Origin of the sequence: Gemmobacter nanjingensis, assembly GCF_014652195.1 — a bacterium.
Taxonomy (GTDB): Bacteria; Pseudomonadota; Alphaproteobacteria; order Rhodobacterales; family Rhodobacteraceae; genus Gemmobacter; species Gemmobacter caeni.
The window spans coordinates 87315-110164 of the sequence record NZ_BMYI01000005.1 but is presented as its reverse complement, the minus strand read 5'-3'; the positions used below and the strand labels follow the sequence as shown (position 1 = coordinate 110164).

Below are 22850 nucleotides of genomic sequence, written 5' to 3'. Positions count from 1 at the left end.
CCGATTCTGGCAGCCTGCGGACGAAGTTGATAGGAAGGGGCCGACCGCAGCGGAGAGCAGCCGATGACCGAGGATTTCGAAACCCGCAAGACACGCGCGGCAGACTGGTTCCGCAGCCTGCGCGACGAGATCGTGACCGCCTTCGAGGCGCTGGAAACCCGCTTTGGCGGCGATGCGGCGGGCCGGTTCGAGGTCACCCCCACCACCCGCGACAGCGGCGGCGGCGGGTTGATGAGCGTGATGCGCGGCGGCACGGTCTTTGAAAAGGTCGGCGTCAATATCTCCACCGTCCATGGCAGCCTTGGCGCGCGCGCGCAAAAGGCCATGGCGGCGCGTGGTGTGCCCGGCATGGCGGAAGATCCGCGCTTCTGGGCCAGCGGCATCAGCCTCGTGGCCCATATGCAGAACCCGCACACCCCGGCGGTCCACATGAACACCCGGATGTTCTGGACGCCCCATGCCTGGTGGTTTGGCGGTGGTGCCGATCTGAACCCCTGCATCGAATATGCCGAAGACACCGCGCATTTCCACGCCGCCCTGCAAGCCGCCTGCGATGCGCATGACGCGGGCTATTACCCGCGTTTCAGGGCCTGGGCCGACGAGTATTTCTTCATCCCCCACCGGGGCCGGGCGCGCGGGGTCGGCGGCATCTTCTATGACGATCTGAATACCGGCGACTGGGAGGCTGATTTCGCCTTCACCCGCGCAGTGGGTGCCACCTTCCTGCCCGCCTTCCTGCCGGTGACGGAACGCCGCCTCGGCACGCCTTCCAGCGCGGACGACCGCGAAACCCAACTCCGCCACCGCGGTCTCTATGCCGAATACAACCTCGTCTATGATCGCGGCACCAAATTCGGGCTGGAGACCGGACACAACGCCGATGCCGTTCTGATGAGCCTGCCCCCCGTCGCGAAGTGGTATTGAACATGACCGGCATTGTGGTGAAAGCGGCTTATGCGACCGTGGCGGAAGAGGACGGGCTGATCTTCGTGGGCTTCGTCGATGCGCGTGACGAAAGCTATGCGCTGTTCCGTCAGCCCAAGACCGGCGGCGCGCTCTGGTTCGAGGTGAATGACGAAGATTTCGGCGCCGAGGATGCCATCGAAACCGCCAGCCTTGGCCCGGACGGCCTGGCGCTGACCCTGCGCCCGACATCCGCCGGGCGCTTCGGCTATGCCAGCGCAGTGACGATCCGTCTGAAGAATTGCGAAGACGCTGAACCGGCGCTGAACCGCCTGCGTGGCATGGGGGTTCCCGGCCTGTGAAGCAAAGGGGGCTGTCTGCCCCCCGCGCCCCGTCAGCCGCGCAAAAGACGGCCGAGGCGGGCGATGCCCTCGTCGATTTTCTCTTCCTTCGCACAAGAAAACGACAGCCGCAGCGTATTGCGGTTTGACCCGTCCGCGTGGAAAGCGCCGCCGGGCACGAAGGCCACACGCTCTTCCGCGATGGCACGGGCCAGCAGGTCGGCGCCGTCCATGCCTTCGGGCAGCGTCAGCCAGATGAACATGCCGCCTTCGGGCCGGGTGAAGCGCACGCCTTCCGGCATCTCGCGATCCAGCGCCGCCAGCATCCGGTCACGCCGTGCGCCATAGGTGGCGCGCAGTCTGGCGACATGGCTGTCAAAGAGTTCGCGTGCCACGCGATCCGTGACGATCTGGCTCATCGTCGCTGAATGCAGGTCGGCCGCCTGTTTCATCAGTACCAGCCGCGAGATTACCTCGCGCGCGCCACAGACCCAGCCCACGCGCAGACCCGGCGCCAGCGTCTTGGAGAAAGAGCCGCAATAGATCGTGCGGGTATTTTCGATCCCGCCGGAGCGCTCGATATCCAGTGCAAGGATCGGCGGGATCGGTTCGCCATCGTAGCGCAGGAACTGATAGGCGCCGTCCTCGATCACCGCGACGCCCAGCGCTGCTGCCTGATCCAGCAGTGCCTCGCGCGCGGCGCGGGTCAGCGTCTCGCCGGTCGGGTTGCAGAAATCAGCGGAAAGATAGGCGAATTTCAGAGCCCCGCCAGCCTCGCGGGCCTCGGCCTTCTGCGCCTCGGGATCGGCGTTGGAGCCGGGGTCCAGCCGCACATACCGCGGCTCATAGGCGTTGAAAGCCCCCAGCGCGCCCAGATAGGTGGGCCAGGTAACCATTGCAGTGTCACCGGGTGACAGCATCAGTTTGCCCAGGTAATCCAGCGCCTGTTGCGAGCCCGAGGTGATGAGAATGTTCTCGGCCGTGCAGGGCACGCCGATCTTGCCCATTTCGGCCGCGATCCAGTCGCGCAGCGGCTTGTAGCCTTCCGATACCGAATATTGCAGCGCGGCTGCGGCCTGACTGTCGGCCATGACATCGGCAAAGGCGCGGGCGAAGGCATCAGCCGGGAACAGGGCCGGATCGGGAATCCCGCCGGCGAAGGAAATGATGTCGGGCTGGTCCAGCAACTTCAGCAGTTCCCGGATTTCCGACGCCTTCATTCTCGTGCTGCGGGTCGCCAGCACGTCGCTCCACTGCATGTCATCCTCCCTGACGCGATTCGGGGCGGAGGGTGCGCCTGACCGGCATACAAGTCAACAAGGCTGACCTGAATTGTGATCATGTTTCAGGGCGAGACCCGCATCAGCAAGGCAACCCCCAAAAGCAGCACGCCGATACCCGCCATCTGGCGCGGTGTGACGCGCTGGCGGAAGGCGAAGCGCGCGACAGCCAGAGCAAAGACCACTTCGGCCAGCGCCAGCGTCCGCACATTGGCAGCCGAAGTCAGCGAGAAGGCGATGAACCAGAAGGCCGAGGCCAGCGCGCCCAGAAATCCCGCCGCTAGCGAAGGCAGCCACTCGCGCAGGCTGCCCGCCAGCGCCGGGCGGTCGCGCAGCGCCAGCCACAGGCCCAGCACGCCGGTCTGGATCGCGAGTGACAGCACCAGCGTTGTCAGCGAGCGCGCCAGAAAGCCGCCCTCTGGCAGCGCGGTGATCCCACCACGAAAGCCGATGGCCGCCATACCGAAAGCCAACCCCGCCAGCAGACCCATCGCGGCGGGGCCAAGGCCCGTCAGCATGGCGCGGCCCGCGCCGGGCTTCAGCGTCAGGATCAACACCCCCACCACCGCGACACCGATGGCGCCCAGCATCGGCGCGGTCAGCGGGTCGCCCAGCATCGCCCAGCCAACCAGCGCGACCAGAACAGGTTCAACCTTCAGCCAGGCGGTCGTAATGCCGAAGCCCTGGGTCCGCATCACCTGCAACATCAGCGCGGTTGCGGCGATCTGTGCCAGCGATCCCATGGCCGTAAAGCCGATGGTACGCAGGGTCAGTGCGGGCAACGGCTCGCCCGACCACATGAGCGCGAGCCACAGGAACAGCGCGGCAAAGGGCAGACCGAACAGGAAGCGGACATTGGTCGCGCCCAGAGTGCCCAGACGCGCGGTCAGCCCCGACTGCGCGGCATTGCGCCCGGTCTGTGCCAGCGCCGCCGCCAGACCGGCCCAGGCCCAAAGCGGCAGGGCCATCGCCTTATGCCCCGCGAATGGTGTCGATCATCAGCCGCACATTCTCGGGGTCGGCATCAGGGGTGATGCCATGGCCGAGGTTGAAGATATGCGGGCCATTGCGGAAGGCCTCGACCACATGGCGGGTTTCGCGCACCAGCGCCTCGCCACCCGTCACCATATGGCCGGGGGCGAGGTTGCCCTGCACACAGCCATCGACCTGCACATGCGCGGCCCCCCATTCCGGGGTGACAGAGTTGTCCAGCGCCACGCAATCGGCGCCGGTGGCGCGGGCGAAACCGATATAGCCCTCGCCCGCCTCGCGCGGGAAAGCGATGATCGGCAGGCCGGGGTGGCGCGATTTCAGTTCTGCGATGATCCGTGCGGCGGGCTTCACCGCGAAGTCGGTGAAATCGTCGTCCTTCAGGCTGCCCGCCCAGCTGTCGAACAGCTTCACCACTTCGGCCCCGGCCTTCACCTGTTCCGACAGATAGTCGATGGTCGCTTCGGTGATCAGGTCGATCAGGCCCTGAAAGGTCGCGCGATCCGCCGCCTTCAGCGCATGGGCCGGACCCTGATCCCTGGTGCCGCGCCCGGCAATCATGTAGGTCGCCACCGTCCAGGGTGCACCGGCGAAGCCGATCAGCGTGGTTTCGCGCGGCAGGTCGCGCGACAGACGCCGCACGGTTTCATAGACCGGCGACAGCCGGTCATGGATGGCCGATGCGGGTTTCAGCGCCGCAAGCTCCGCCCCCGTGGTGATGGTGGACAGGCGTGGCCCCTCGCCGGTTTCGAACCACAGATCGGCGCCCAGTGCCTGACAGATCAGCAGGATGTCGGCGAACAGGATCGCCGCGTCAAAGCCATAGCGGCGAATGGGTTGCAGCGTGACCTCGGCGGCGAGTTCCGGGTTATAGCACAGCGACAGGAAATCCCCCGCCTCAGCCCGTGTCGCACGATATTCCGGCAGATAGCGCCCGGCCTGCCGCATCATCCACACCGGCGGCACCGGCAGCACCTCGCCCCTGAGGGCCCGCAGGATCAGCTTGTCGGTCTTGGCTTCGGTCATCTCGGGCGTCCTTTCCAGTTGCCCCTGACTTGCCCGGCAGGCGGGCGAAGTCAAGCGCGGCAGGGTGCCGCCCCTTTCGGCCCGGCGAACCGTCAGACCGGGATATTGTCGATCAGCCGGACATCACCGATGGTCGCCGCCACCAGAAGCCGCGCGGGTTGCGCGACCGATGTCGCGGGCTCCAGCATCGCCGCCGTGCGCAGTTCCAGATAATCCACGTCCGAAAACCCGGCGAGCCGCAGATCAGCCACCGCCTGCGCCAGAACCGGCGCGACCTCGGCCCCGCCCCGCAGGGCCTGCGCGGTTTTCTGGAGGATACGATGCAGCGCAGGCGCCTGCGCCCGGCTGAGGGGATCCAGCCGCACATTGCGCGACGACATAGCCAGACCATCAGGCTCGCGGATGGTTTCGCAGCCCACCACCTCGACCGAAATGTTCAGGTCGGCAACCAGCCGCTTGACCACCTGCAACTGCTGCCAGTCCTTCTGGCCGAAATAGGCGCGATCCGCCTGCGTCATGCCGAAAAGCTTGGTGACAACAGTCGCCACCCCCTCGAAATGGCCGGGGCGGCGTTCGCCTTCCAGCGGGGCGCTGACACCATTGACGATGACCTGCGAGGCAAAGCCCGCCGGATACACCTCATCCGGGCCGGGCGCGAACAACACGTCCACACCTTCCTCGGCCAGAAGGGCGGCGTCGGCAGCCTCGGTCCGGGGGTATTTCGCCAGATCCTCGGGGTTGTTGAACTGGGTCGGGTTCACGAAAACCGTGACGATCACCCGATCACAGCCGCGTTTCGCCGCCCGCACGAGGCTCAGATGCCCTTCATGCAGCGCGCCCATCGTGGGCACCACGCCGACCTGACGGCCATCGGCCTTCCAGCCGCGCACCCGTGTCCGCAACTCGGCGACAGTCCTGAGAATTTGCATCAGCCTTGCGCCCCCTTGGCCGGCAGAACATCGGCGAAGGCGTGCTCCGGCCCCGGAAAGGCCCGGTCGCGCACTTCGGCGGCATAGGCGGCCACCGCCTCGTCGGCGGTTTCACCGAAATTGGCAAAACGCTTCACGAATTTCGGGCGGAAATCGGTGAACATGCCCAGCATGTCGTCGACCACCAGCACCTGCCCGTCACAGCGCACCCCAGCGCCGATGCCGATGGTCGGGATGGTCAGCCGCTGAGTGATGCGCGACGCAAGCCCCTCGGGCACCTTTTCCAGCACGACCGAGAAAGCACCGGCCTCCTGCACCGCCACCGCATCCGCCATGACCTTCTCGGCCTCGGCGTCCCGGCCCACCACCTTGTAGCCGCCCAGCGTGTTTACCGCCTGCGGTGTCAGCCCGATATGCGCCATCACCGGCACGCCGCGCGACGTCAGGAAGGCGATGGTTTCCGCCATGTGCTGCCCGCCCTCCAGCTTCACTGCCGGGGCGCCGGTTTCCGCGATCAGCCGCGCCGCATTGCGGAACGCCTGCTGCGGGCTTTCCTCATACGATCCGAAGGGCATGTCGATCACCGCCATGGCCTTGGTCAGGCCGCGCACCACTGCCCTGCCATGCAGGATCATCATGTCCATCGTGACACCGATGGTCGATGGCAGGCCATGCAGCACCATGCCGAGGGAATCCCCAACCAGCGCCACATCGCAGTGACGGTCGACGATTCGCGCCATGGGCGTCGTATAGGCGGTCAGCACCACGAGGGGCGTGCCCCCCTTGCGCGACTGGATGTCGGCAGGCAGTACCGGGCGCAGAGGGCTTGATGCGCTCATGTCTCTCTTGCTCTCCCTCAAGAGGAACGTTGACCCCCTGTATAGCCGCCGCCCCTGTGCCGCGCCAGCGAAACATGCCCGCCGCGCCGCAGCAGAAATCCGGCTTGACCAAAGCACATGACGCGAGGCCAATGACGGGGCCACCAATTGCGCAAAGACCCGTCAGAGGACATCCATGAACCACCTGTTCAAATTCGACCGCACCGACATCACCCCCGAAACCGAGCGCCCGGACGCCGAAATCGTGCTGGCGGGCGATCCCGTCCACACGACCTGGAGTATGGAAGAGCGTGAGGACGAAGGCATCTACAGCGGCATGTGGCAGACCACGCCGGGCAAGTGGAAAGTGTCCTACGAGGAATGGGAATACGTTTATATCCACGAAGGCGTTTCGATCCTGACCGACACCGAAGGCAAGGCCATCACGCTGCGCGCCGGTGACCGCTGGCTGATCCGTCCGGGGTTCGAGGGCACCTGGGAATGCGTGGAAACCACACTGAAGGATTATGTGATCGTCATGCCGTAACAGGCGAAGGGCGGGCCGTAAGGCCCGTCCTTGTCACGGAAGGCCACTTGTTTCCGATGCGGAGGCAACGCCCACTTCGGTCGGTTGCACAAGGGATTTGAACCGCCCCGCAGGGCAGTGCCATGACATCCGCGGTTCCGGCGCCGGACCGGCGCATCTCAGGTCAGGTCTGCCGATACCGGAAACGCGTTGTGGTCCCGCAGACAGGCCGAACAAAGCACCCGCGCCTCGTCGATAAAACGAGTGTTTCGATCCGCGCCTCCGGGTTCCTGCATCCGTGGGACGATCCAGCCGACATAGGTTGCCGCCCTCAGCGCGATGAACAGGTCGATCAGCCCAAGATCCAGGGGCTTTCGGGCAAGGTAACCTGCCAGCAACGCGTCTTTGAGCGCGGGATAATCGGGTTCGCCCAGCGTCTTGAGCAGCACCGTCGCCAGATCGAACTGGCGGAAACCATAGCCCCCGTCATCGAAGTCAATCATCCGCACGACCGGACCATCGAGAAGGACATTCTCGCGCACGAGATCGGCGTGGATCAGGCCAAATTCGGGCGCGGCCGCAGACAGGCACTGCCGCGCAACTGCGCGGAAGGCATGAAAGATGGCCCGCGTCTGGTCATCCAGCGTCGGGTTTTCCCAGAACCTGCCCCAGACTGGCGCATCGCCCAGAAGCCCGTCGAAATCCCAGTGGCAGCGGCGAAAGCCCGGCGGCACCTGCCAGGCATCACAGGCCAGATGGAGCCGGGCAATCTCGGCCCCGAGCGCGCGGAAGGTTCCGGGCCGGTCGGGCAGATCCAGCGGAATGCGGCTTTTGCCCAAGGGGGTCCCCGGAAGCCAGGTCACCACATCCGCGAACCCTTCCCCGGCCCGTTCCAGCAGGCGACCGGACCGCGAGGGCAGCGGTGCGGGCACGCTGAGCCCTGCCCTGTCCATCGCGTTCAGCCAGTCAAGCTCTGACCGGAGTTCGACTTCATCGCGGTAGCCGGGGCGCTTGATCCGCAGTGCATACCGCGCTGCCGGTGTGGTGATGCGATACACTTGGTTTTCGCGCCCGGCGACAAAGACGCAATCCGCTTCCTGCAAGCCCCAAAGTGCGAGGGCCTCGCTGACGCGATCGGTCATGCTATCACCGGCGTTTCGGTCAGCACCTCGTCCAGCGTGGTCATCAGCAGATCCAGATGTTCCGCGCCGAAGGGCATGGGCGGCCGGATTTTCAGCGTGTTCTTGTGGCGACCGAGCTTCGACAGGATGATGCCCCGCTGACGCATCTTGTTCACAACAAGATCGGCATAAGCCGCCGCCGGGGTTCTTTCCTGCCGGTCCAGCACGAATTCCGCACCAAAGACCATTCCCGACTGGCGCACATCGCCGATGACAGGATGCCTGCCCGCCAGCTCGACGAGCCTTTGCTGTGCAAGCTGGCCGATCCGCGCCGCATTGGCCTGAAGGTTACGCTCCTGCAATTCGTCCAGCACCGCCATGGCAGCCGCGCAGCTGACGGGATTTCCACCGAATGTGTTGAAATAGCGGAAGGACTTGCGGAAACGCGCCATGATCTCGGCCGTCGTCACCAGACCCGCGACCGGATGGCCATTGCCCATCGGCTTGCCCATGGTCACCACATCGGGCGTCACCCCCTGGCGTTGATGCGCCCAGAAATGGCTGCCCGAGCGGCCAAAGCCGGATTGCACCTCGTCGCAGATCAGCAGGCCCCCGGCGCGGCGCACTGCCTCTGCCGCCGGGCGCAGCCAGCCCTCGGCCTGTGTCGGGAAACCTTCGTTCAGGAACAGCGGGCAGACGATCAGGGCTGCAAAGCCGATGCCCGACCGCTCCAGATCGTCGATCGCCTCCTGCACCTTCGCCGCGAAACGCTGCCCGTCCGGGTCGGCAATACGGTAACTGTCAGGCGCCTCGACATGGCGAAGATACTGACCAAGGCCAAAGCCCACCTCCGGCACATTGCTTTTCGACAGGTGGCTGACCAGCGTGGTGTTGCCGTGATAGGTGGCGTCGGTCGCGACGATTCCGCGCTTGCCCGTCATCGCCTCGGCCATACGCAGCGCGATATCATTCGCTTCGGACCCCGTGCAGGTCAGGATCGCTGTTTCGAGGGGGTCCTCACAGGTGGCGGTCAGCCGCTCGACATAATCGAGGATGCCTTCGTGCAGATAGCGGGTATGGGTATTCAGCGTGGCCGCCTGCTTGCAGATCGCCTCGACCACGCGCGGGTTGCAATGGCCGACATGGGGGACGTTGTTATAGCAATCGAGGTATTTGCGCCCCCCGGCATCCCACATCCAGACGCCCTCGCCCCGGACGATATGTACCGGATCGTCATAGAAGGTCGAAACATTCGGCCCGAGAAGGGCACGGCGGCGGGCAACAAGGTCGGTCATGGCATGGGCTTTCGCAGGCAGGTTCGGGCGCGCGGGCACTGACTGGATCAGGCGCCCGCGCATGAGGTCAGACCGGGGTGGCGTTGCGCTTCCTGCGCAGGCTGGTCCAGCCGAAGATCAGCAGGGCCCCGACGGCAAGGCCGATCAGTGTGGCCGAGATGGGGCGCTCGAAGAACACCATCATGTCCCCGTTCGACAGGCTCAGCGACTGTGCAAAACGCCATTCGAACAGCGGCCCCAGCACCAGCCCGATCACCATGGGGAAGGCAGGGATGTCATTGCGGATCATGATGCGCCCGACGATAGCGAAGACAATCATGATCAGCGCATCGCTGACGCGATAATTCTGCGTGTATGACCCGATCAGGGCCAGGATCATCACACAGGCCCCAATGAAGCGCGGGTTAAAGTTGGCCAGTTTCGTGATGTATTTCGTTGCGAACAGAAGGATCACGAGGATCAGGATGTTCGCAAGGAAAAGCGAGGCATAAAGGCCGCTTACGAAATCGGGATGGTCAACGAACAGCCGCGGGCCGGGAACGATGTTGTGGATCATGAAGACGGTCAGAACCATCGCCATCAGCGGGTCGGTCGGCATCCCCAGCGACAGCAGCGGGATCATCACGGTCGAAGTGCAGGCCGAGATGGAGCTTTCGGAAGCGATCAGCCCTTCCGGCGCGCCTTTCCCGAACGTCTCTGGCTTTTTCGAAAGGCGCTTCGTGATCGAATAGCTCAGGAACTGCGCCCCGAACTCGCCGACACCGGGCAGAAGGCCCATCGTCAGACCAAGGCCGACCGACCGGCCCAGAACCTTGGGATAGCGCAACGCCTCCAGCAGGCCGCGGAAACGGTTGGAATATTCCATGTTCACCGTCGGCCCCTTGCGGGAGGGCGAGGTCAGCAGGACAAAGCCCTGGCTCATGGCGAAAAGGCCGATGACGACCGGGACAAGCGGCACACCGCCCAGAAGCCAGCCCTGATCAAAGGTGTAGCGCTGCGTGCTGAACACGCTTTCCATACCCACCGTGCCAAGGAACATGCCGAAACCCAGTGACATGACCGCCCCGCCAACCTGATTGTAGTGGGCAAGGATCACCGAAGCGATGGCCAGAACGGCGATGGCCACATATTCCGGCGGGCCGAAGCTGGCCGCGACACCTGCAAGATAAGGGGCCAGAAACACCAGCGCCATGACCGAACAGATACCGCCGATGAACGAGGATGAATAGGCCAGCGACAGCGCACGATGCGCCTCGCCCCGCCTGGTCATCGGATAGCCGTCATAGGTTGTCAGCACGTTGACGGGTGTGCCCGGCACCTTGATGAGGATGGCCGGAATGGCCCCGCCGTACCAGGCGCCGCCGTAACAGCCCAGCAAGAGCGTGATGCCCGCCAGCGGTTCCAGTTGCAGCGAGAAGGGCAGCAGGATTGCCATGGCACCTGCGGGTTCAAGCCCCGGAATCGCGCCGACGGCAATGCCGCAGATCGCGCCGAGAAACAGGGCCAGAATGATCTGGATGGTCAGAATATGTTCGAAGCCGGCGATGACACTGTCCACGGGGAACCTCAGAGGTAAATGGCGACGGACCGGACGAACCAGTCCGGGAAGAACGCCGGGTAAAGCGGAGCCATCGGGAACCACACGCCCATCAATACGCGGAAGACCAGCACAACAAGAACGACGAACAGCGCGGCCTTCAGCTTCCATGCCGTGCTGCGCAGCCCCGCCATCCAGATCACCACCTGCATGAAGATGAAGGACGGCAGCGCAAAGCCGCCCCAGCCGACAGCAAAAAGATAGACGATGAATGCGGCTGAATACTTCAGCGCCGGACCAAGCGCGCCAAAAGCCCAAAGCGACTTCTGCCGGAAATCGGCACCGAACCCCGCAGCGCGGCCCGCACGGACCCAGCGCAGCGCCTCGAAGCCGCCCGCCGCGACGGTGATGGACAGCGCAAAGATCGGCCAGGTGGCAGGCTCGACCCACCACCCCTTGTGCATGGGGGCCGCGCGGGTCGCGACCGGCACCAGCAACAGCAGAATGCCCGCGAGGATGACGAAGACGAGCGCGATCAGCGATTGTGCTTCAGGATGGACGAATTCGGTGTGCTCCGGGTCGTCCGGCAAGGGCACACCATGCGGCACGGGCTCGAACCCCGATGCCCCTGGATCGGTGGACATGGCATCTCCATTGCGGCCAGCGGCCGCGCAGCCTGCTTTGCGGGTGGGAAAGGCGGGGCGTTTTCACGCCCGGCAACCTCCATATCTGCCAGGCCGCGCGAAGCGCCCGGCAGCATGTCACATTATTCCTGCATTTCCTTCACCAGCGCCTCTGCCGCGTTGTAGTCGGCATCAATGCGCGCCTTGGCATCGGCAGCACCCATCCAGTAGACACCTGCCCCGGTATTCTTCGCGACATCCTGCGCCTTTTCCGAAGCCATCGCCTTCTCGGCCACCGCCGCCAGCTTGTCGATGATGTCCTGCGGCGTTCCCTTCGGCACGAAGAGACCGTTCCACAGCGTGATGTCGAGGCCCGGCACCTGTTGGGACAGCAGCTTGACATCAGGCGCCAGGGAAAGCGGCTGGTCGGTATAGGCCGCAACCACCTTGACCTGATCGAGGCAGGGCAGAACCAGCGCCATCGACGTCGCCATCACATCGACATCCCCCGATTGCAGCAGCGTGCAATCCAGCAGGTCCGCCGGTGTATCAGCCGCAAACGAGAACCCCAGCCGCTTGGCCGCGGCGAAAGTCGCCATGGTGGGCACCACGTCATAGCCGAAATGCCCCAGTTTGACCGGGTTGTCCTTCGCATAGGCGGCAAGGCTCGCCATGTCGCTGTAAGGCGCATCCCCCCGCGCGACCAGCGCGAACGGATAGGTCAGGAAGATCCCCACGGGTTCAAACGTGTCCCGGTTATACGTCGCGACCTGCTTGATGACATGCACGGTGGGCACGTCGATCACGAAAGATCCCACGGTATAGCCGTCGGGCGTGGCCTGGGCCACGAAGGTCGCCCCCTCCACCGCGCCGCCACCGGGCCGGTTGACCACCTTGGCCGGAACGCCGGTTTCGGTGGTGAATTCATCCGCGATGATGCGGGTCAGCTGGTCCTCAAGATCACCCGGCGGCCAGGGCACGACCATCGTGACGGGGCGTTCCGGGTATTCAGCCAGCGCAGGCGCCGCAAAGGCGAAGGCCGCCAGACCTGCCAGAAACAGTTTCGTGGTGTACATCGTCGTCTCCCTGTGGTTTATTATTGACACCGACGGTTCAATGCTATTGATTGAGGTCTGGTCCGTCAACGAATTTGATGCCGTCCAGATGCCCGTTTTTGACGGGAAGGGAGCTCTCCATGTCCAGCACAGTTGCCAAAGCCCTGTCATTGCTCGATTTCTTTTCAGAATCCGAACCCGAGATCGGACTCTCGGAACTTGCCCGCCGGTCCGGCGTCGACAAGGCGACCGTGCATCGGATGCTGGTGGTGATGTGCGATTACGGGTTGCTGGAAAAACGTGGCGACGCACGGCTTTACCGCCTGGGCGCGGGCGTGCTGCGTCTGGCGCGGGTGCGAGAAACGGCTTTTCCAGTTTCCTCCGTCTTCCAGCACTCCCTTGATTCGCTCTCTGCGGCCCTTGGCGAAACGGCGCATGCCTCCCTTGTTTCCGGTCGCGCCCTTGCAACCATCGGGGTCAGCGAAAGCAATCGGGGCAGCCGCGTCTCGCTGGTGGCGGGGGAGATTCTGCCGCTTCACAGCACGGCGTCGGGCCTTGTGGTTCTGGCCTTCGCGCGCCCTGACTTTGTTGATCGCGCCCTGTCGGAGGCTTTGCTGGCCAAGACCTCACGAACCATCACGGACTCCAGCATTCTCAAGGCCCGCCTGCAGGAAGTGCGGCTGACCGGCTATGCCGAGGCCGACCAGACCAACGAGGATGACGTCTACGGCATTGCCGTCCCCGTCTTCGACACGGATGGAACTCCGGCGGGCGCGGTCGCCGTTGCCGTGCCCGCGCACCGCATGACCAGCGACCTGCGCCGTCAGACCATCGCCGCCCTGTTTGGCGAGGCGGAGAAGCTGAACTACGGCATCGGCGGGCGTCCGTCAGCCGAGTTTCGCGCAGCCGCAGCGCGCTTTGCCCAGTCCTGACGCCCCGCAACGCAACGTGCTGTTGACCCGTCACGATGATCGGTGCATGATAAACACCATTGGTGTAAATAAAGAACCGATGAGCCCTCATGACCTCGATTGAAAGCCTTCGCCGTTCGCCGCTCGCGCCGTTCTTGCACGTCATCAACGGCAAAAGGCAGCCCGCCTCGGATGGCGGCACGCGTATTGTCCGGTCGCCCATCGACGGCTCGGTCCTGACAACCTGCGCCAATGGCACCGCAGCGGATGCGGAAGCGGCCATCGCTGCGGCCCGCACAGCCTTTGACGACGGGCGCTGGTCGGATCTGTCTCCCGCCGCGCGAAAGAAGATCCTTCTTCGCTGGGCGGACCTTATCGAGGCGCGAGCGCTGGAAATGGCGGTTCTGGGTGTACGCGAGAACGGAACTGAGATCGGCATGGCGCTGAAGGCCGAGCCGCATTCGGCGGTGGCCACGATCCGCTATTATGCCGAGGCAATCGACAAGCTGACCGGCGAGGTCGCGCCGACCGACCCCGCCTTCCTTGGCCTTGTCCATCGGGCGCCCGTGGGCGTGGTGGGGGCCATCGTGCCATGGAACTTCCCGCTGATGATCGGCGCCTGGAAATTCGGCCCCGCTTTGGCGGCTGGCTGCACCATGGTCCTGAAACCTGCTGAAACCGCTTCGCTTTCATTGCTGCGCGTGGCCGAACTGGCGCTTGAGGCAGGCATGCCCGCCGGGGTCTTCAATGTCGTGACCGGCGAAGGGGCCATCGTCGGCGCCGCTATCGCATCTTCCATGGATGTTGACGCACTGGTCTTCACCGGCTCCGGCCCGACAGGACGCAGGCTGATGGAGGCCTCGGCACGGTCGAACCTCAAGCGCGTCTACCTGGAACTGGGGGGCAAGTCGCCGAATATCGTCTTCGCCGATGCGCCCGATCTGGACGAGGCGGCGAAAGTCTCGGCCCAGGGTATCTTCCGCAATTCGGGCCAGGTCTGCATTGCCGGGTCGCGCATCCTGGTCGAGCGCAGTATCCACACGGCCTTTGTCGAAAAACTGGCCGCCCATGCCGCCGCAATCAAGGTTGGCGATCCTCTGGACAATGCGACGCAGGCGGGGGCAGTGAACTCTGAACGGCAGCTGCTTCAGAACCTGGCTTTCGTCGACGAGGCGAAGGCAAACGGACGGAATGTCATCGGCGGTGCGCGTCTCTTGCAGGAAACCGGCGGCTACTACATGGCGCCTGCCATCGTCGCGGATGCAAGGCCCGAAGACCGCGTGTTCCGGGAAGAGGTTTTCGGCCCGGTGGTAACCGTGACGCCGTTCGACACAGAGGCCGAAGCCATCGCCCTGGCCAATGATTCGACCTATGGGCTGGCCGCGGCGGTCTGGACATCGAACCTGTCGCGCGCACATCGGATGGTGCGCAAGATCCATGCGGGCCTTGTCCATGTGAACACCTATGGCGGCTCCGACCTGACGGTGCCGCTGGGCGGCGTGAAGCAATCCGGCAACGGCCATGACAAGTCACTGCATGCCTTCGACAAATATCTCGATCTGAAAACCGTATGGGTAAAGCTGTGAGCCGCGCACTGGTGCTCGATTTCGGCGGGGTCATCTCGAAGACCCTGTTCGAGACGCATGCGCTTTCGGAGGCGGCTCTCGGCCTCGCCCCCGGCACGCTGGTCTGGCGAGGGCCGTTCGATCCCGGTCAGGACGCTCCGTGGCGGGCGATGCAAGCCGGCGAAATCACCGAACGCGATTACTGGGCGCTTCGGATGCGCGAGACAGGCGCATTGGTGGGCGAGCACTGGACCGAATTTCCGCAATTCGTGGGCCGTTTGCGGGGGGCGGATCCTGCCGCCGTCATCCGGCCCGAAGCGCTGGAAACCATCCGGGCCGCACAGGCAGAAGGTTTCCGCCTTGCGATCCTGTCCAACGAGCTGGACCTGTTCTACGGCAGGGATTTCCGCACGAAGTTGCCGTTTCTCGCGGACTTCGACCTGATCGTGGATGCGACCTATACGGGCATCCTGAAACCTGACCCGCGCGCCTTCCACCTTGTGACCGAAGGGCTTGCCTTGCCCGCCGATGCCTGCGTCTTTGTCGATGATCAGGCCAGAAACCTGCGCGGCGCGGCAGAGGTGGGCATGCCCCATGTCCATTTCGATGTCACCAAACCGGGCGACAGCTATGCGCGCGCCCTTTCCCTGTTACGCCAAGGAGATTGACCCCATGAAAGACTCCAATTTCCTCAAGGAAAACAACGCACGCCGTCTCTGGCACCCGATGACGCATCCCGCCGACAGCCTGGCCAATCCGCCCGACATCATCGTCGAGGCAGAAGGGGTGGAGATCATCGACATCGACGGGCACCGGACAGTCGATGCGGTGGGCGGGTTGTGGAACGTCAACCTTGGCTATTCCTGCCAGCCGGTGAAGGACGCCATCACCGCGCAGCTGGGCCGCCTGCCCTATTATTCGATTTTCCGCGGCACGACGAATGACAATGTCATCGAACTGGCCGAGATGCTGGCCGAGTTTTTCGCGCCGGACGGCCTGTCCCGCGCTTTCTATACCTCGGGCGGTTCGGACGGGGTCGAGGTCGCGCTGAGGCTGGCCCGGCAGTATCATAAGATCCGGGGCGAGGCGGGGCGCGTGAAGTTCCTCAGCCTGAAGAAAGGCTATCACGGCACGCATACGCTTGGCGCTTCGGTGAACGGCAATGCCAACTTCCGCACTCAGTACGAGCCGCTGATGCCGGGCTGCTTCCATATTCCGGCGCCCTACACCTATCGCAACCCGTTCAACGAAACCGATCCCGCGCGGCTGGCGCAGTTTTGCCTTGCCGCCATCGAGGACGAGATCAAGTTTCAGGATGCCTCGACCATCGCCGCCTTCATCATGGAGCCGGTGCTGGGCGCGGGCGGCGTGATCCCGCCGCATGAAAGCTTCATGCCCGGTGTGCGGGCGCTGTGCTCGAAATACGGCATCCTGCTGATCGCGGACGAGGTGATCACCGCCTTCGGCCGGACGGGCAGCAAGACCGGGTCGCGCCACTGGGGGGTGCAACCCGATCTGCTGGTTTCCGCCAAGGCGATCACCAACGGCTATTTCCCTTTCGGCGCGGTGATGATCTCCGACGCGGTTGCCGAGGTTTTCGAGAAGGATACTACCGGCAAGGGCGCGATCGGGTCGGGCTATACCTACTCGGGCCATCCGGTCGGGGCGGCGGCAGCGGTCGCCTGCGTGCAGGAGATCGAGCGCCAGCAGATCCACCTGAATGCCGGAGCGCGGGGCACCCAGCTTTTCGCCGGGCTTCAGGCGCTGATGGCGCGGCACCAGATCATCGGTGATGTGCGCGGCGGGCACGGCCTGATGTGCGCGCTGGAACTGGTAGCCGACCGGGCAAGCAAGGCCCCGGTCGACAAGAAGATCATTGGCAAAGTGCACCGCGCCACTTACGAGGCCGGGGCGATGGTCCGTGTATCCGGCAACAACATCATCCTCTCGCCACCGCTCGTGGTGACCGAAGCAGATGTGGCCAAAATCCTGTCCGCGCTCGAAGCGGGCTTCTCGTCACTGTAATCGCGCCTCCGGGCCAGAACAAAGGCCCGCCCTGCAAAGGGCGGGCCTTTCGCGTTACCCGCGCATCCTCGCGCCCTGTGGATCGTAGAACGGCGCCAGCCCGACCGTCAGCGGATAGAAGGCACCGGCGATCTGGACGGTAAAGCCACCCGCGTCCAGCCAGGCCTTGTCCACCCCTTCATCGCGGTGCAGCGAAGCAAGGCCAACCATGGCCCCCAGCCGGAAGCCCCAGTCGCCCGAGGTGACATGACCGACGATCCGGCCATCGCGCCAGATCGGTTCGTTATGGATCAGATAAGGCCCGTTCACCGCGTCAACGCCCTCGACACGCACCGAAACGGTGCGATGTCTGGTGGCGGGGCCACCCGCCTTCTGCTGCGCCAGTGCCTCGCGTCCAAGGAAGGCTTCGGCCTTGTTCAGCGCTACGGCAAAACCGAGGCCGGTTTCATAGGGCGTATCGTCTTCGGCGATGTCATGGCCGAAGTGGCGGAAACCTTTCTCGATACGGCAGGCGTTCATGGCGAACATGCCCATGTGACGCAGCCCCAACGGCTGCCCGACATTCAGGATCTCGTCATAGATCCCCGCGGAAAATTCGGCTGGCAACAGCAGCTCGAACCCCAGTTCGCCCAGAAAAGACCGACGGATCGCCCAGCCACGGGCGTAGGCAATGTCGATCTCGCGGGCCGCGCCAAAGGGAAAAGCCGCATTCGACAGGTCATCGTCGGACAGGGCCTGAAGAATTGCACGCGACTGCGGGCCATGCAGCGACAACAGGGCATAGGCCGAGGTGGCATCGAAAATCTCGAACCGCCACTCCGGATCGGCGTGATCGCGAATCCATCCCTGATCGCGCATCTGGCTGGGATGGCCCGTGATGACCATGAAGCATTCCGGCGCGATGCGCGTAACGGTCACATCCGCCTCGATCCCGCCCCGCATGTTCAGGAACTGCGTATAGACCGAGGTGCCTACGGCAACATCCATCTCGGCGCCGCAAACGCGATTGAGCGCGCGCACCGCATCCGGCCCCTGAACCTGGATCTTTGCATACATCGACTGGTCAATCAGCACAGCGGCATCGCGCGCGGCCAGACATTCCTGTTGCACCAGCCCCGACCACGCCTTCCAGCGCAGGCGTGGGGTTTCATCCCAACCGCGCTTTTCGGGGTCGTAATATTGCGGCATCTCCCAGCCAATCCGTTCGGCAAAGGTTGCCCCGGCCGCGGCCAGCCGGTCATGCAACGGTACGCGACGCACCCCACGGGCGGAATGGACCTGCCGCCCGGCCCAGCTGACCCCGTAATGGAACCCGACGGATTCCGCCGCGCGATCGCGGTTATAGCGCGTATTGCGCTGGAACGGATGCGCGCGGCGTTGCAGAAGCGGCCCCATCCCGCGCGAGGGCTGGCCGTCGATCAGCCATTCCGCCATGGTCAACCCGACACCGCCTGAATTGAGAATACCGTTCGAATTCATGCCGGTGGCGACAAACAACCCCTTCACCTCGCTTGTCGGACCAAGATAGGGGCGGCCGTCAGGGGTAAAGCTTTCCGGTCCGTTGAAGAAGGTCTGGATGCCAAGGTCACCGAGGCCCGGCATTCGGGAAAACATCCGTTCCAGTTCCGGTTCGACATGGTCCATGTCGAAAGGAAGCTGGTCGAACTCGAAGTCTTCAGGGATACCGCTCTGCCCATAGGGCTTGCCGTGTGCCTCGAAACCGCCGATCAGCAGCTTGCCGGTATCTTCTTTCCAGTAGGTCCGTTCTTCGGCGATGTTCAGGATCGGCTGATCCTTCCGCAGGCCCGCCAGGGGTTCGGTCACGATATAGAAGTGTTCGGTGGCATGCAGCGGCACCGTGACACCATGCGCCTTGGCAAAAAGGTGGCTCCACATGCCGCCCGCCAGCAGGATTTTCCCGGTCGCGATCACGCCACGGTCGGTGGCCACACCTGCGACCTTGCCATCACGGATCACGATTTCCGTGACCCTGGTCTGTTCAAACACCTGCGCGCCTTGCGCCCGTGCGCCCTTCGACAGGGCAACCGTCACGTCCAGCGGATTCACCTGCCCGTTCGAGGGGACGAAGAAGGCAGAGCGCACATCCTCCACCACGATCCAGGGCCATTTCTCTGACAGTTCATCGCGCGTCAGAAGGTAGGTCGGAATCCCCATCCGCACCGCATGGTCATGGCTGCGCAGCAGCTGTTCATGCCGCACCTCCCCCAGCGCCAGATTGATTGTCCCGTTCGGCTTGTAGCCGGTCGCCTGCCCGGTTTCGATCTCAAGCTCCGCGAAAAGGCGGGCAGTGTATTTGCCGAGCTCCGTTTGCGCCGTGCTGTCGCGCAATTGCCCCACGATCCCGGCGGCATGCCAGGTCGTGCCCGAGGCAAGCTTTCTGCGCTCCAACAGCACCGCCGGCACTCCGCGTCTGGCAAGGTGATAAAGCGTAGAAACCCCGACAATTCCGCCACCGATGATGACGACCGGCGCGCTGGAGGGAAGGTCGGATGATGTTGTCCTGGCGATATCCATATCAGGGTCCTTGCTGGCTGTGGCAGACGGGCGGATCAGTCACTGGGCGGGATTGGTTTACAATAATCACCTAGGGTGCATTATTTTTGATTCAGGCAGCCCCTGTCAAGCAACAATCTTCTGCCCGGCGGAGGCATCACATTGACTTTTCCTCAAGAAAAGCTATTATTGGTGATAATAATAAACCATAAAACTTGCTGCACCGGGAGAACGCTTCATGTCATCTGATGAAAGACCCGTCGCGCTGGTGACGGGTGGAGGAAGCGGGATCGGTGCTGCGATCGCGCGTCGCCTGGCTACCGATTACCGCGTTGTGATCTGCGGCCGCAGACCCGAACCGATCACCCGGCTGGCAGACACAATTGGCGGCGTCGCCCTGGTCTGTGACCTGAACAACCTTGCCGAGACGCGCGGTCTGCCCGACCGGATCATCGAACGTCTTGGCCGTCTGGATGCGCTGGTGCTCAATGCCGGGATTGTCGCGCCCGCGCCCGTGGCGGAGATGTCGCTGGACGACTGGCAGGCACAGCTGACGGTCAACCTGACCTCCCCCTTCGTGCTCGCGCAGGCCGCCCTGCCCCATCTGCTGCATCGGCAGGGCAGGGTCGTCGGGATTGCCTCCGTTGCCGCCCATGCAACCGGGATGGGTCTTTCGGCCTATTCGGCCTCAAAAGCCGGTCTGATCCGCCTGATCCAGTCGCTTGCCTTCGAGAATGCACGCCACGGCCTGCGCGCCAACGCGGTGTCGCCCGGCTGGGTCAGGACCGAGATGGGTGACATGGAGATGGCTGAACTTGGGGGCAGCGCCGAGGAAGGCTATGCACAGGTAACAAAACACATCCCACAGCGCCGCGCGGCAGATGCCTCGGAGATCGCGGGTGTGGTGGCCTTCCTGCTGTCTGACGCCGCGAGTTTCATCAACGGAAGCGTCGTCACCGCAGACGGCGGCGGCCGGACCGTAGACGCAGGCATGCTGGCCTTCGACAGCTAGGCGCCGGATCTGCCGCCCAGCTGACGGGTCACCTGCTTGGCTGCGGCGCAGACCAGCGCGCCCGCCCGTGCAATCGCCTCGCCATCCATGCGCGAGCTGAGCCCCGCCACAGCCACGGCCCCGATCACGCGCCCGCTGGCATCGAAGAATGGCGCCGCGACCCCGACGGTATCGGCCTCCAGCGTGCCATGCGCCACGGCAAAGCCATTCTGCCGCGCGGCATCGACCCGCTGGCGCAGGTCGCGCGCGTCAACCGGCGTCGTTTCGGTGAACTGCTCGAAACGGGTGGCCTGAAGAATCGCCTCGCCCTGTTCGGCATCGGCAAAGGCACAAAAGACCTGACCCGAGGCTGAGGCATGGAAAGGCAGGCTCGCGGAAGGATCGACAAAGACGCGGGTGGAGCGTTGGGGTTCACTGACCCCGATTGTCAGCATGCCTTCGCTGGCGCCCAGGCTCGCATGTGCAGTTTCCCCGCTGTCCGTCGAAAGCTGGGCCAGAACCGGCGCCAGAATGGCCGTGATTGGCACCGACGCCTCGCGCACCTGCGCAAGGCGCAGCGATTCCGGTCCAAGCCGGTATTTTCTGGTGGCGGGCATCTGTTCCAGCAGACCGTTCCGGGCCAGCGCGGTGAGGATACGATGCACGGTCGCCTTGTCCAGGCCGGATCGCCGTGTAACGTCGGCAAGCCCAAGCTCCGGCTCCGCGACGGTGAAATAGCGCAGCACGGCCAGGGCGCGATCAACGCTTTTCATCACCTTATTCGGGTTTACCTCTTCCCTGCTCTGCATCGCCACCGATCCCTGCTGCCTGCACTGGCGTATAGGATATTAAACCGGACCGGCGAATTCAAACCCCAGCTTTGGGCAGGGGGCGCAGCCCCGTCGCATCGAGCCCCCCCGCCCGGATCAGGCGGCCATGCGGATCGTGCCATCCGCCACCCAGGCATCAATGATCGCCAGCACTTCCTGCGCAAAAGCGGCGTCATTGATGTGGCAGTCAAGCTCGCGCAGATCGACCGGCGCCGCGACCGCCTTGCGCACCTCATCAGCCATCGCGGCCAGTCCGTCGGGATCATGCGCCGCCTGCCCCTCGCGATCCCATTCCTCGACCCCGTGCAGCGGCATCAGGAATTTCACGGGCGCTGTGGCCTTCGAAAGCCGTTCGGCAATGTCGCGGATCAGCGCCCGCCGTTCGTCGCCTGACAGAGCCGACGACACGATGAGCCGGTTATGCGCGTGGAAGGGCCGGTCGGCATAGGCGTCGGGAATGGCTTGCCATCCTGCGAAGTCAATCAGGTCGGTGCAGCCCGGCGCAACGATCTGCGGCACGCCGGCCAATCCGGCATTGGTCAGCCTGTCCTTGCCCGCATGGGCGACCGACCCCACCATCAGATTGCCGACCTCAGGCAGCGCGAGATCCAGCGCGACGGCGAAATAATCCTGCCGCGCCAGCGCCTCGAAGGCCATTCCCCCCATGCCGGTGGCATGAAACACCGCCACTTCAAATCCCCGTTCTTCCAGAGGTTCACGCAGGTATTTCATGTATTTAAGGCAGGATGATCCAAGGCTGGTCATCCCGACGACCGGCCGGTTACGTCGGGGCTGCTCCACCGCCATCGCGGCGCCCAGCACGGCCCCAGCGGCCTGCGAAAGCGACGACCGGCAGACCGAGTTCAGCCCGTAAAGCCCGCCGGCCCACAGGATCATCTGGATATCGGGCGACAGCCGGTCGGTGGGGATCAGGGGCGAGAATGACACCGTGGAGACCACATATTTCGGCACGCCCAACGGCAACGCCTGACAGCAATCCAGCACAAGATCGGTGCCCATCGTGCCGCCCAGCCCGATCAGGCCGTCGATCTTGCGCTCGGCATAAAGCTGGGCGGTAATGCGGCTGGCACCTGCCGCCATGATCTGCATGGCAAGATTCTCGTCGCCCGCATTGATCACATCCCCGATCGACTTACCCGCCGCTGCGGCGACCTGATGTTTCGAGACATCGGTGGGGTTGGACGGATCACCCAGCACGCTGACATCCATCGAAAGCACCTGCCCCCCCATGCGCCGGATGCTATCGGCGACATAGTGCAGTTCCTGATCCTTCGTGTCGTAGGTTCCGATCACCAGAATGGTTTTCGTCGCAGCCATAAATTCTCCTGTTGGTCCAAGCACCGGACTGCGGGTTGCCCCCGTCTCTGCCCCGGCACCACATCTGGCATTCCGGCACCGGCACGCCCGACCGATCTGGTCTGCCACGCCACCGCTACCCTCGTGCTTCTCCGGGTCTCTCCTCACGCCCACCCGACTCGGGCGCTTCAATATCATCACCTGAGATGCACATTCGTTGCATTTGATACCGTTTTCTGTCAAGCCTCGCTTG

Annotated in this window: 21 protein-coding genes; 8 read left to right on the top strand and 13 right to left on the bottom strand. The window is 64.1% G+C overall.

Features of this window, described 5'->3' with window-relative positions:
- The first annotated feature begins 63 nt into the window (after positions 1–63).
- Positions 64–924, top strand: a complete 861-nt coding sequence (gene hemF, locus IE126_RS10645) for an oxygen-dependent coproporphyrinogen oxidase (protein ID WP_189380944.1) — start codon at positions 64–66, stop codon at positions 922–924.
- 2 nt (positions 925–926) lie between these two features.
- Complete coding sequence (locus IE126_RS10640) at positions 927–1265, top strand: hypothetical protein (protein WP_189380943.1); 339 nt, start codon at positions 927–929, stop codon at positions 1263–1265.
- A gap of 32 nt (positions 1266–1297) precedes the next feature.
- On the opposite strand, the gene IE126_RS10635 is transcribed toward IE126_RS10640, so the two are convergent.
- The 5 genes from IE126_RS10635 to panB all read right to left on the bottom strand — a co-directional run bounded on the left by IE126_RS10635 (position 1298) and on the right by panB (position 6308).
- Complete coding sequence (locus IE126_RS10635; RefSeq protein WP_189380942.1) at positions 1298–2503, bottom strand: aminotransferase-like domain-containing protein; 1206 nt, start codon at positions 2501–2503, stop codon at positions 1298–1300.
- An 86-nt stretch (positions 2504–2589) separates the two neighbouring features.
- Positions 2590–3492 (bottom strand): DMT family transporter, encoded by a 903-nt coding sequence (locus IE126_RS10630; protein ID WP_189380941.1) that lies wholly within the window; start codon positions 3490–3492, stop codon positions 2590–2592.
- Positions 3493–3496: 4 nt separating this feature from the next.
- Positions 3497–4540 carry a uroporphyrinogen decarboxylase gene (gene hemE, locus IE126_RS10625; protein WP_189380940.1) on the bottom strand — a complete coding sequence of 348 codons (1044 nt, stop codon included), beginning with the start codon at positions 4538–4540 and terminating at the stop codon, positions 3497–3499.
- Between the two features lie 92 nt (positions 4541–4632).
- Complete coding sequence (panC, locus tag IE126_RS10620) at positions 4633–5472, bottom strand: pantoate--beta-alanine ligase (protein ID WP_189381044.1); 840 nt, start codon at positions 5470–5472, stop codon at positions 4633–4635.
- Entirely contained in the window at positions 5469–6308 is an 840-nt protein-coding gene (gene panB / locus IE126_RS10615; protein WP_108128961.1) for a 3-methyl-2-oxobutanoate hydroxymethyltransferase, read from the bottom strand. Before panB ends, panC begins: the two co-directional genes overlap by 4 nt.
- Before the next feature lie 175 nt (positions 6309–6483).
- Between panB and IE126_RS10610 the strand changes: the two genes are divergently transcribed.
- Entirely contained in the window at positions 6484–6834 is a 351-nt protein-coding gene (locus IE126_RS10610) for a cupin domain-containing protein (RefSeq protein WP_189380939.1), read from the top strand.
- 158 nt (positions 6835–6992) lie between these two features.
- Here IE126_RS10610 and IE126_RS10605 read toward each other — a convergent pair whose 3' ends face one another.
- The 5 genes from IE126_RS10605 to IE126_RS10585 form a co-directional block, all read right to left on the bottom strand.
- On the bottom strand, positions 6993–7955 hold the full coding sequence (locus IE126_RS10605) for a phosphotransferase enzyme family protein (protein WP_189380938.1): 963 nt from the start codon (positions 7953–7955) through the stop codon (positions 6993–6995).
- The gene (locus IE126_RS10600) at positions 7952–9229 is read right to left on the bottom strand and encodes an aspartate aminotransferase family protein (protein WP_108129029.1); all 1278 of its coding nucleotides are present in this window, start codon (positions 9227–9229) and stop codon (positions 7952–7954) included. The genes IE126_RS10605 and IE126_RS10600 overlap by 4 nt, the downstream gene beginning before the upstream one ends.
- Positions 9230–9296: 67 nt before the next feature.
- Positions 9297–10787, bottom strand: a complete 1491-nt coding sequence (locus IE126_RS10595; RefSeq protein WP_108128963.1) for a tripartite tricarboxylate transporter permease — start codon at positions 10785–10787, stop codon at positions 9297–9299.
- Positions 10788–10795: 8 nt separating this feature from the next.
- Entirely contained in the window at positions 10796–11410 is a 615-nt protein-coding gene (locus IE126_RS10590; protein WP_054302447.1) for a hypothetical protein, read from the bottom strand.
- A gap of 122 nt (positions 11411–11532) precedes the next feature.
- A complete protein-coding gene (locus tag IE126_RS10585) occupies positions 11533–12465 on the bottom strand; it encodes a tripartite tricarboxylate transporter substrate binding protein (RefSeq protein WP_189380937.1) in 933 nt (310 codons plus the stop codon).
- A gap of 119 nt (positions 12466–12584) precedes the next feature.
- Between IE126_RS10585 and IE126_RS10580 the strand changes: the two genes are divergently transcribed.
- The 4 genes from IE126_RS10580 (at position 12585) to IE126_RS10565 (ending at position 16945) form a co-directional block, all read left to right on the top strand.
- Complete coding sequence (locus IE126_RS10580; RefSeq protein WP_158640679.1) at positions 12585–13376, top strand: IclR family transcriptional regulator; 792 nt, start codon at positions 12585–12587, stop codon at positions 13374–13376.
- Between the two features lie 89 nt (positions 13377–13465).
- Entirely contained in the window at positions 13466–14941 is a 1476-nt protein-coding gene (locus IE126_RS10575; protein ID WP_189380936.1) for an aldehyde dehydrogenase family protein, read from the top strand.
- Entirely contained in the window at positions 14926–15588 is a 663-nt protein-coding gene (locus IE126_RS10570; RefSeq protein WP_108128968.1) for an HAD-IA family hydrolase, read from the top strand. Before IE126_RS10575 ends, IE126_RS10570 begins: the two co-directional genes overlap by 16 nt.
- Before the next feature lie 4 nt (positions 15589–15592).
- On the top strand, positions 15593–16945 hold the full coding sequence (locus IE126_RS10565; RefSeq protein WP_108128969.1) for an aminotransferase class III-fold pyridoxal phosphate-dependent enzyme: 1353 nt from the start codon (positions 15593–15595) through the stop codon (positions 16943–16945).
- A 54-nt stretch (positions 16946–16999) separates the two neighbouring features.
- Here IE126_RS10565 and IE126_RS10560 read toward each other — a convergent pair whose 3' ends face one another.
- Positions 17000–19480 carry an FAD-dependent oxidoreductase gene (locus IE126_RS10560; RefSeq protein ID WP_189380935.1) on the bottom strand — a complete coding sequence of 827 codons (2481 nt, stop codon included), beginning with the start codon at positions 19478–19480 and terminating at the stop codon, positions 17000–17002.
- 217 nt (positions 19481–19697) lie between these two features.
- On the opposite strand from IE126_RS10560, the gene IE126_RS10555 reads away from it, so the two are divergent.
- Entirely contained in the window at positions 19698–20471 is a 774-nt protein-coding gene (locus IE126_RS10555; protein WP_189380934.1) for an SDR family NAD(P)-dependent oxidoreductase, read from the top strand.
- Here the strand turns inward: IE126_RS10555 and IE126_RS10550 are convergent.
- Positions 20468–21223, bottom strand: coding sequence for an IclR family transcriptional regulator (locus tag IE126_RS10550; protein WP_158640680.1), 756 nt, complete (start codon positions 21221–21223; stop codon positions 20468–20470). The two genes, IE126_RS10555 and IE126_RS10550, sit on opposite strands and share 4 nt — an antisense overlap.
- Before the next feature lie 153 nt (positions 21224–21376).
- Complete coding sequence (locus IE126_RS10545) at positions 21377–22618, bottom strand: Tm-1-like ATP-binding domain-containing protein (RefSeq protein WP_054302456.1); 1242 nt, start codon at positions 22616–22618, stop codon at positions 21377–21379.
- Positions 22619–22850: the final 232 nt, after the last annotated feature.

Bases quoted from the DNA above. Each gene is read 5' to 3' on its own strand.
- hemF (WP_189380944.1), top strand. From the start codon at position 64: ATGACCGAGGATTTCGAAACCCGCAAGACACGCGCGGCAGACTGGTTC.
- IE126_RS10640 (WP_189380943.1), top strand. From the start codon at position 927: ATGACCGGCATTGTGGTGAAAGCGGCTTATGCGACCGTGGCGGAAGAG.
- IE126_RS10635 (WP_189380942.1), bottom strand. From the start codon at position 2,503: ATGCAGTGGAGCGACGTGCTGGCGACCCGCAGCACGAGAATGAAGGCG.
- IE126_RS10630 (WP_189380941.1), bottom strand. From the start codon at position 3,492: ATGGCCCTGCCGCTTTGGGCCTGGGCCGGTCTGGCGGCGGCGCTGGCA.
- hemE (WP_189380940.1), bottom strand. From the start codon at position 4,540: ATGACCGAAGCCAAGACCGACAAGCTGATCCTGCGGGCCCTCAGGGGC.
- panB (WP_108128961.1), bottom strand. From the start codon at position 6,308: ATGAGCGCATCAAGCCCTCTGCGCCCGGTACTGCCTGCCGACATCCAG.
- IE126_RS10610 (WP_189380939.1), top strand. From the start codon at position 6,484: ATGAACCACCTGTTCAAATTCGACCGCACCGACATCACCCCCGAAACC.
- IE126_RS10605 (WP_189380938.1), bottom strand. From the start codon at position 7,955: ATGACCGATCGCGTCAGCGAGGCCCTCGCACTTTGGGGCTTGCAGGAA.
- IE126_RS10600 (WP_108129029.1), bottom strand. From the start codon at position 9,229: ATGACCGACCTTGTTGCCCGCCGCCGTGCCCTTCTCGGGCCGAATGTT.
- IE126_RS10590 (WP_054302447.1), bottom strand. From the start codon at position 11,410: ATGTCCACCGATCCAGGGGCATCGGGGTTCGAGCCCGTGCCGCATGGT.
- IE126_RS10585 (WP_189380937.1), bottom strand. From the start codon at position 12,465: ATGTACACCACGAAACTGTTTCTGGCAGGTCTGGCGGCCTTCGCCTTT.
- IE126_RS10580 (WP_158640679.1), top strand. From the start codon at position 12,585: ATGTCCAGCACAGTTGCCAAAGCCCTGTCATTGCTCGATTTCTTTTCA.
- IE126_RS10575 (WP_189380936.1), top strand. From the start codon at position 13,466: ATGACCTCGATTGAAAGCCTTCGCCGTTCGCCGCTCGCGCCGTTCTTG.
- IE126_RS10570 (WP_108128968.1), top strand. From the start codon at position 14,926: ATGGGTAAAGCTGTGAGCCGCGCACTGGTGCTCGATTTCGGCGGGGTC.
- IE126_RS10565 (WP_108128969.1), top strand. From the start codon at position 15,593: ATGAAAGACTCCAATTTCCTCAAGGAAAACAACGCACGCCGTCTCTGG.
- IE126_RS10560 (WP_189380935.1), bottom strand. From the start codon at position 19,480: ATGGATATCGCCAGGACAACATCATCCGACCTTCCCTCCAGCGCGCCG.
- IE126_RS10555 (WP_189380934.1), top strand. From the start codon at position 19,698: ATGTCATCTGATGAAAGACCCGTCGCGCTGGTGACGGGTGGAGGAAGC.
- IE126_RS10550 (WP_158640680.1), bottom strand. From the start codon at position 21,223: ATGAAAAGCGTTGATCGCGCCCTGGCCGTGCTGCGCTATTTCACCGTC.
- IE126_RS10545 (WP_054302456.1), bottom strand. From the start codon at position 22,618: ATGGCTGCGACGAAAACCATTCTGGTGATCGGAACCTACGACACGAAG.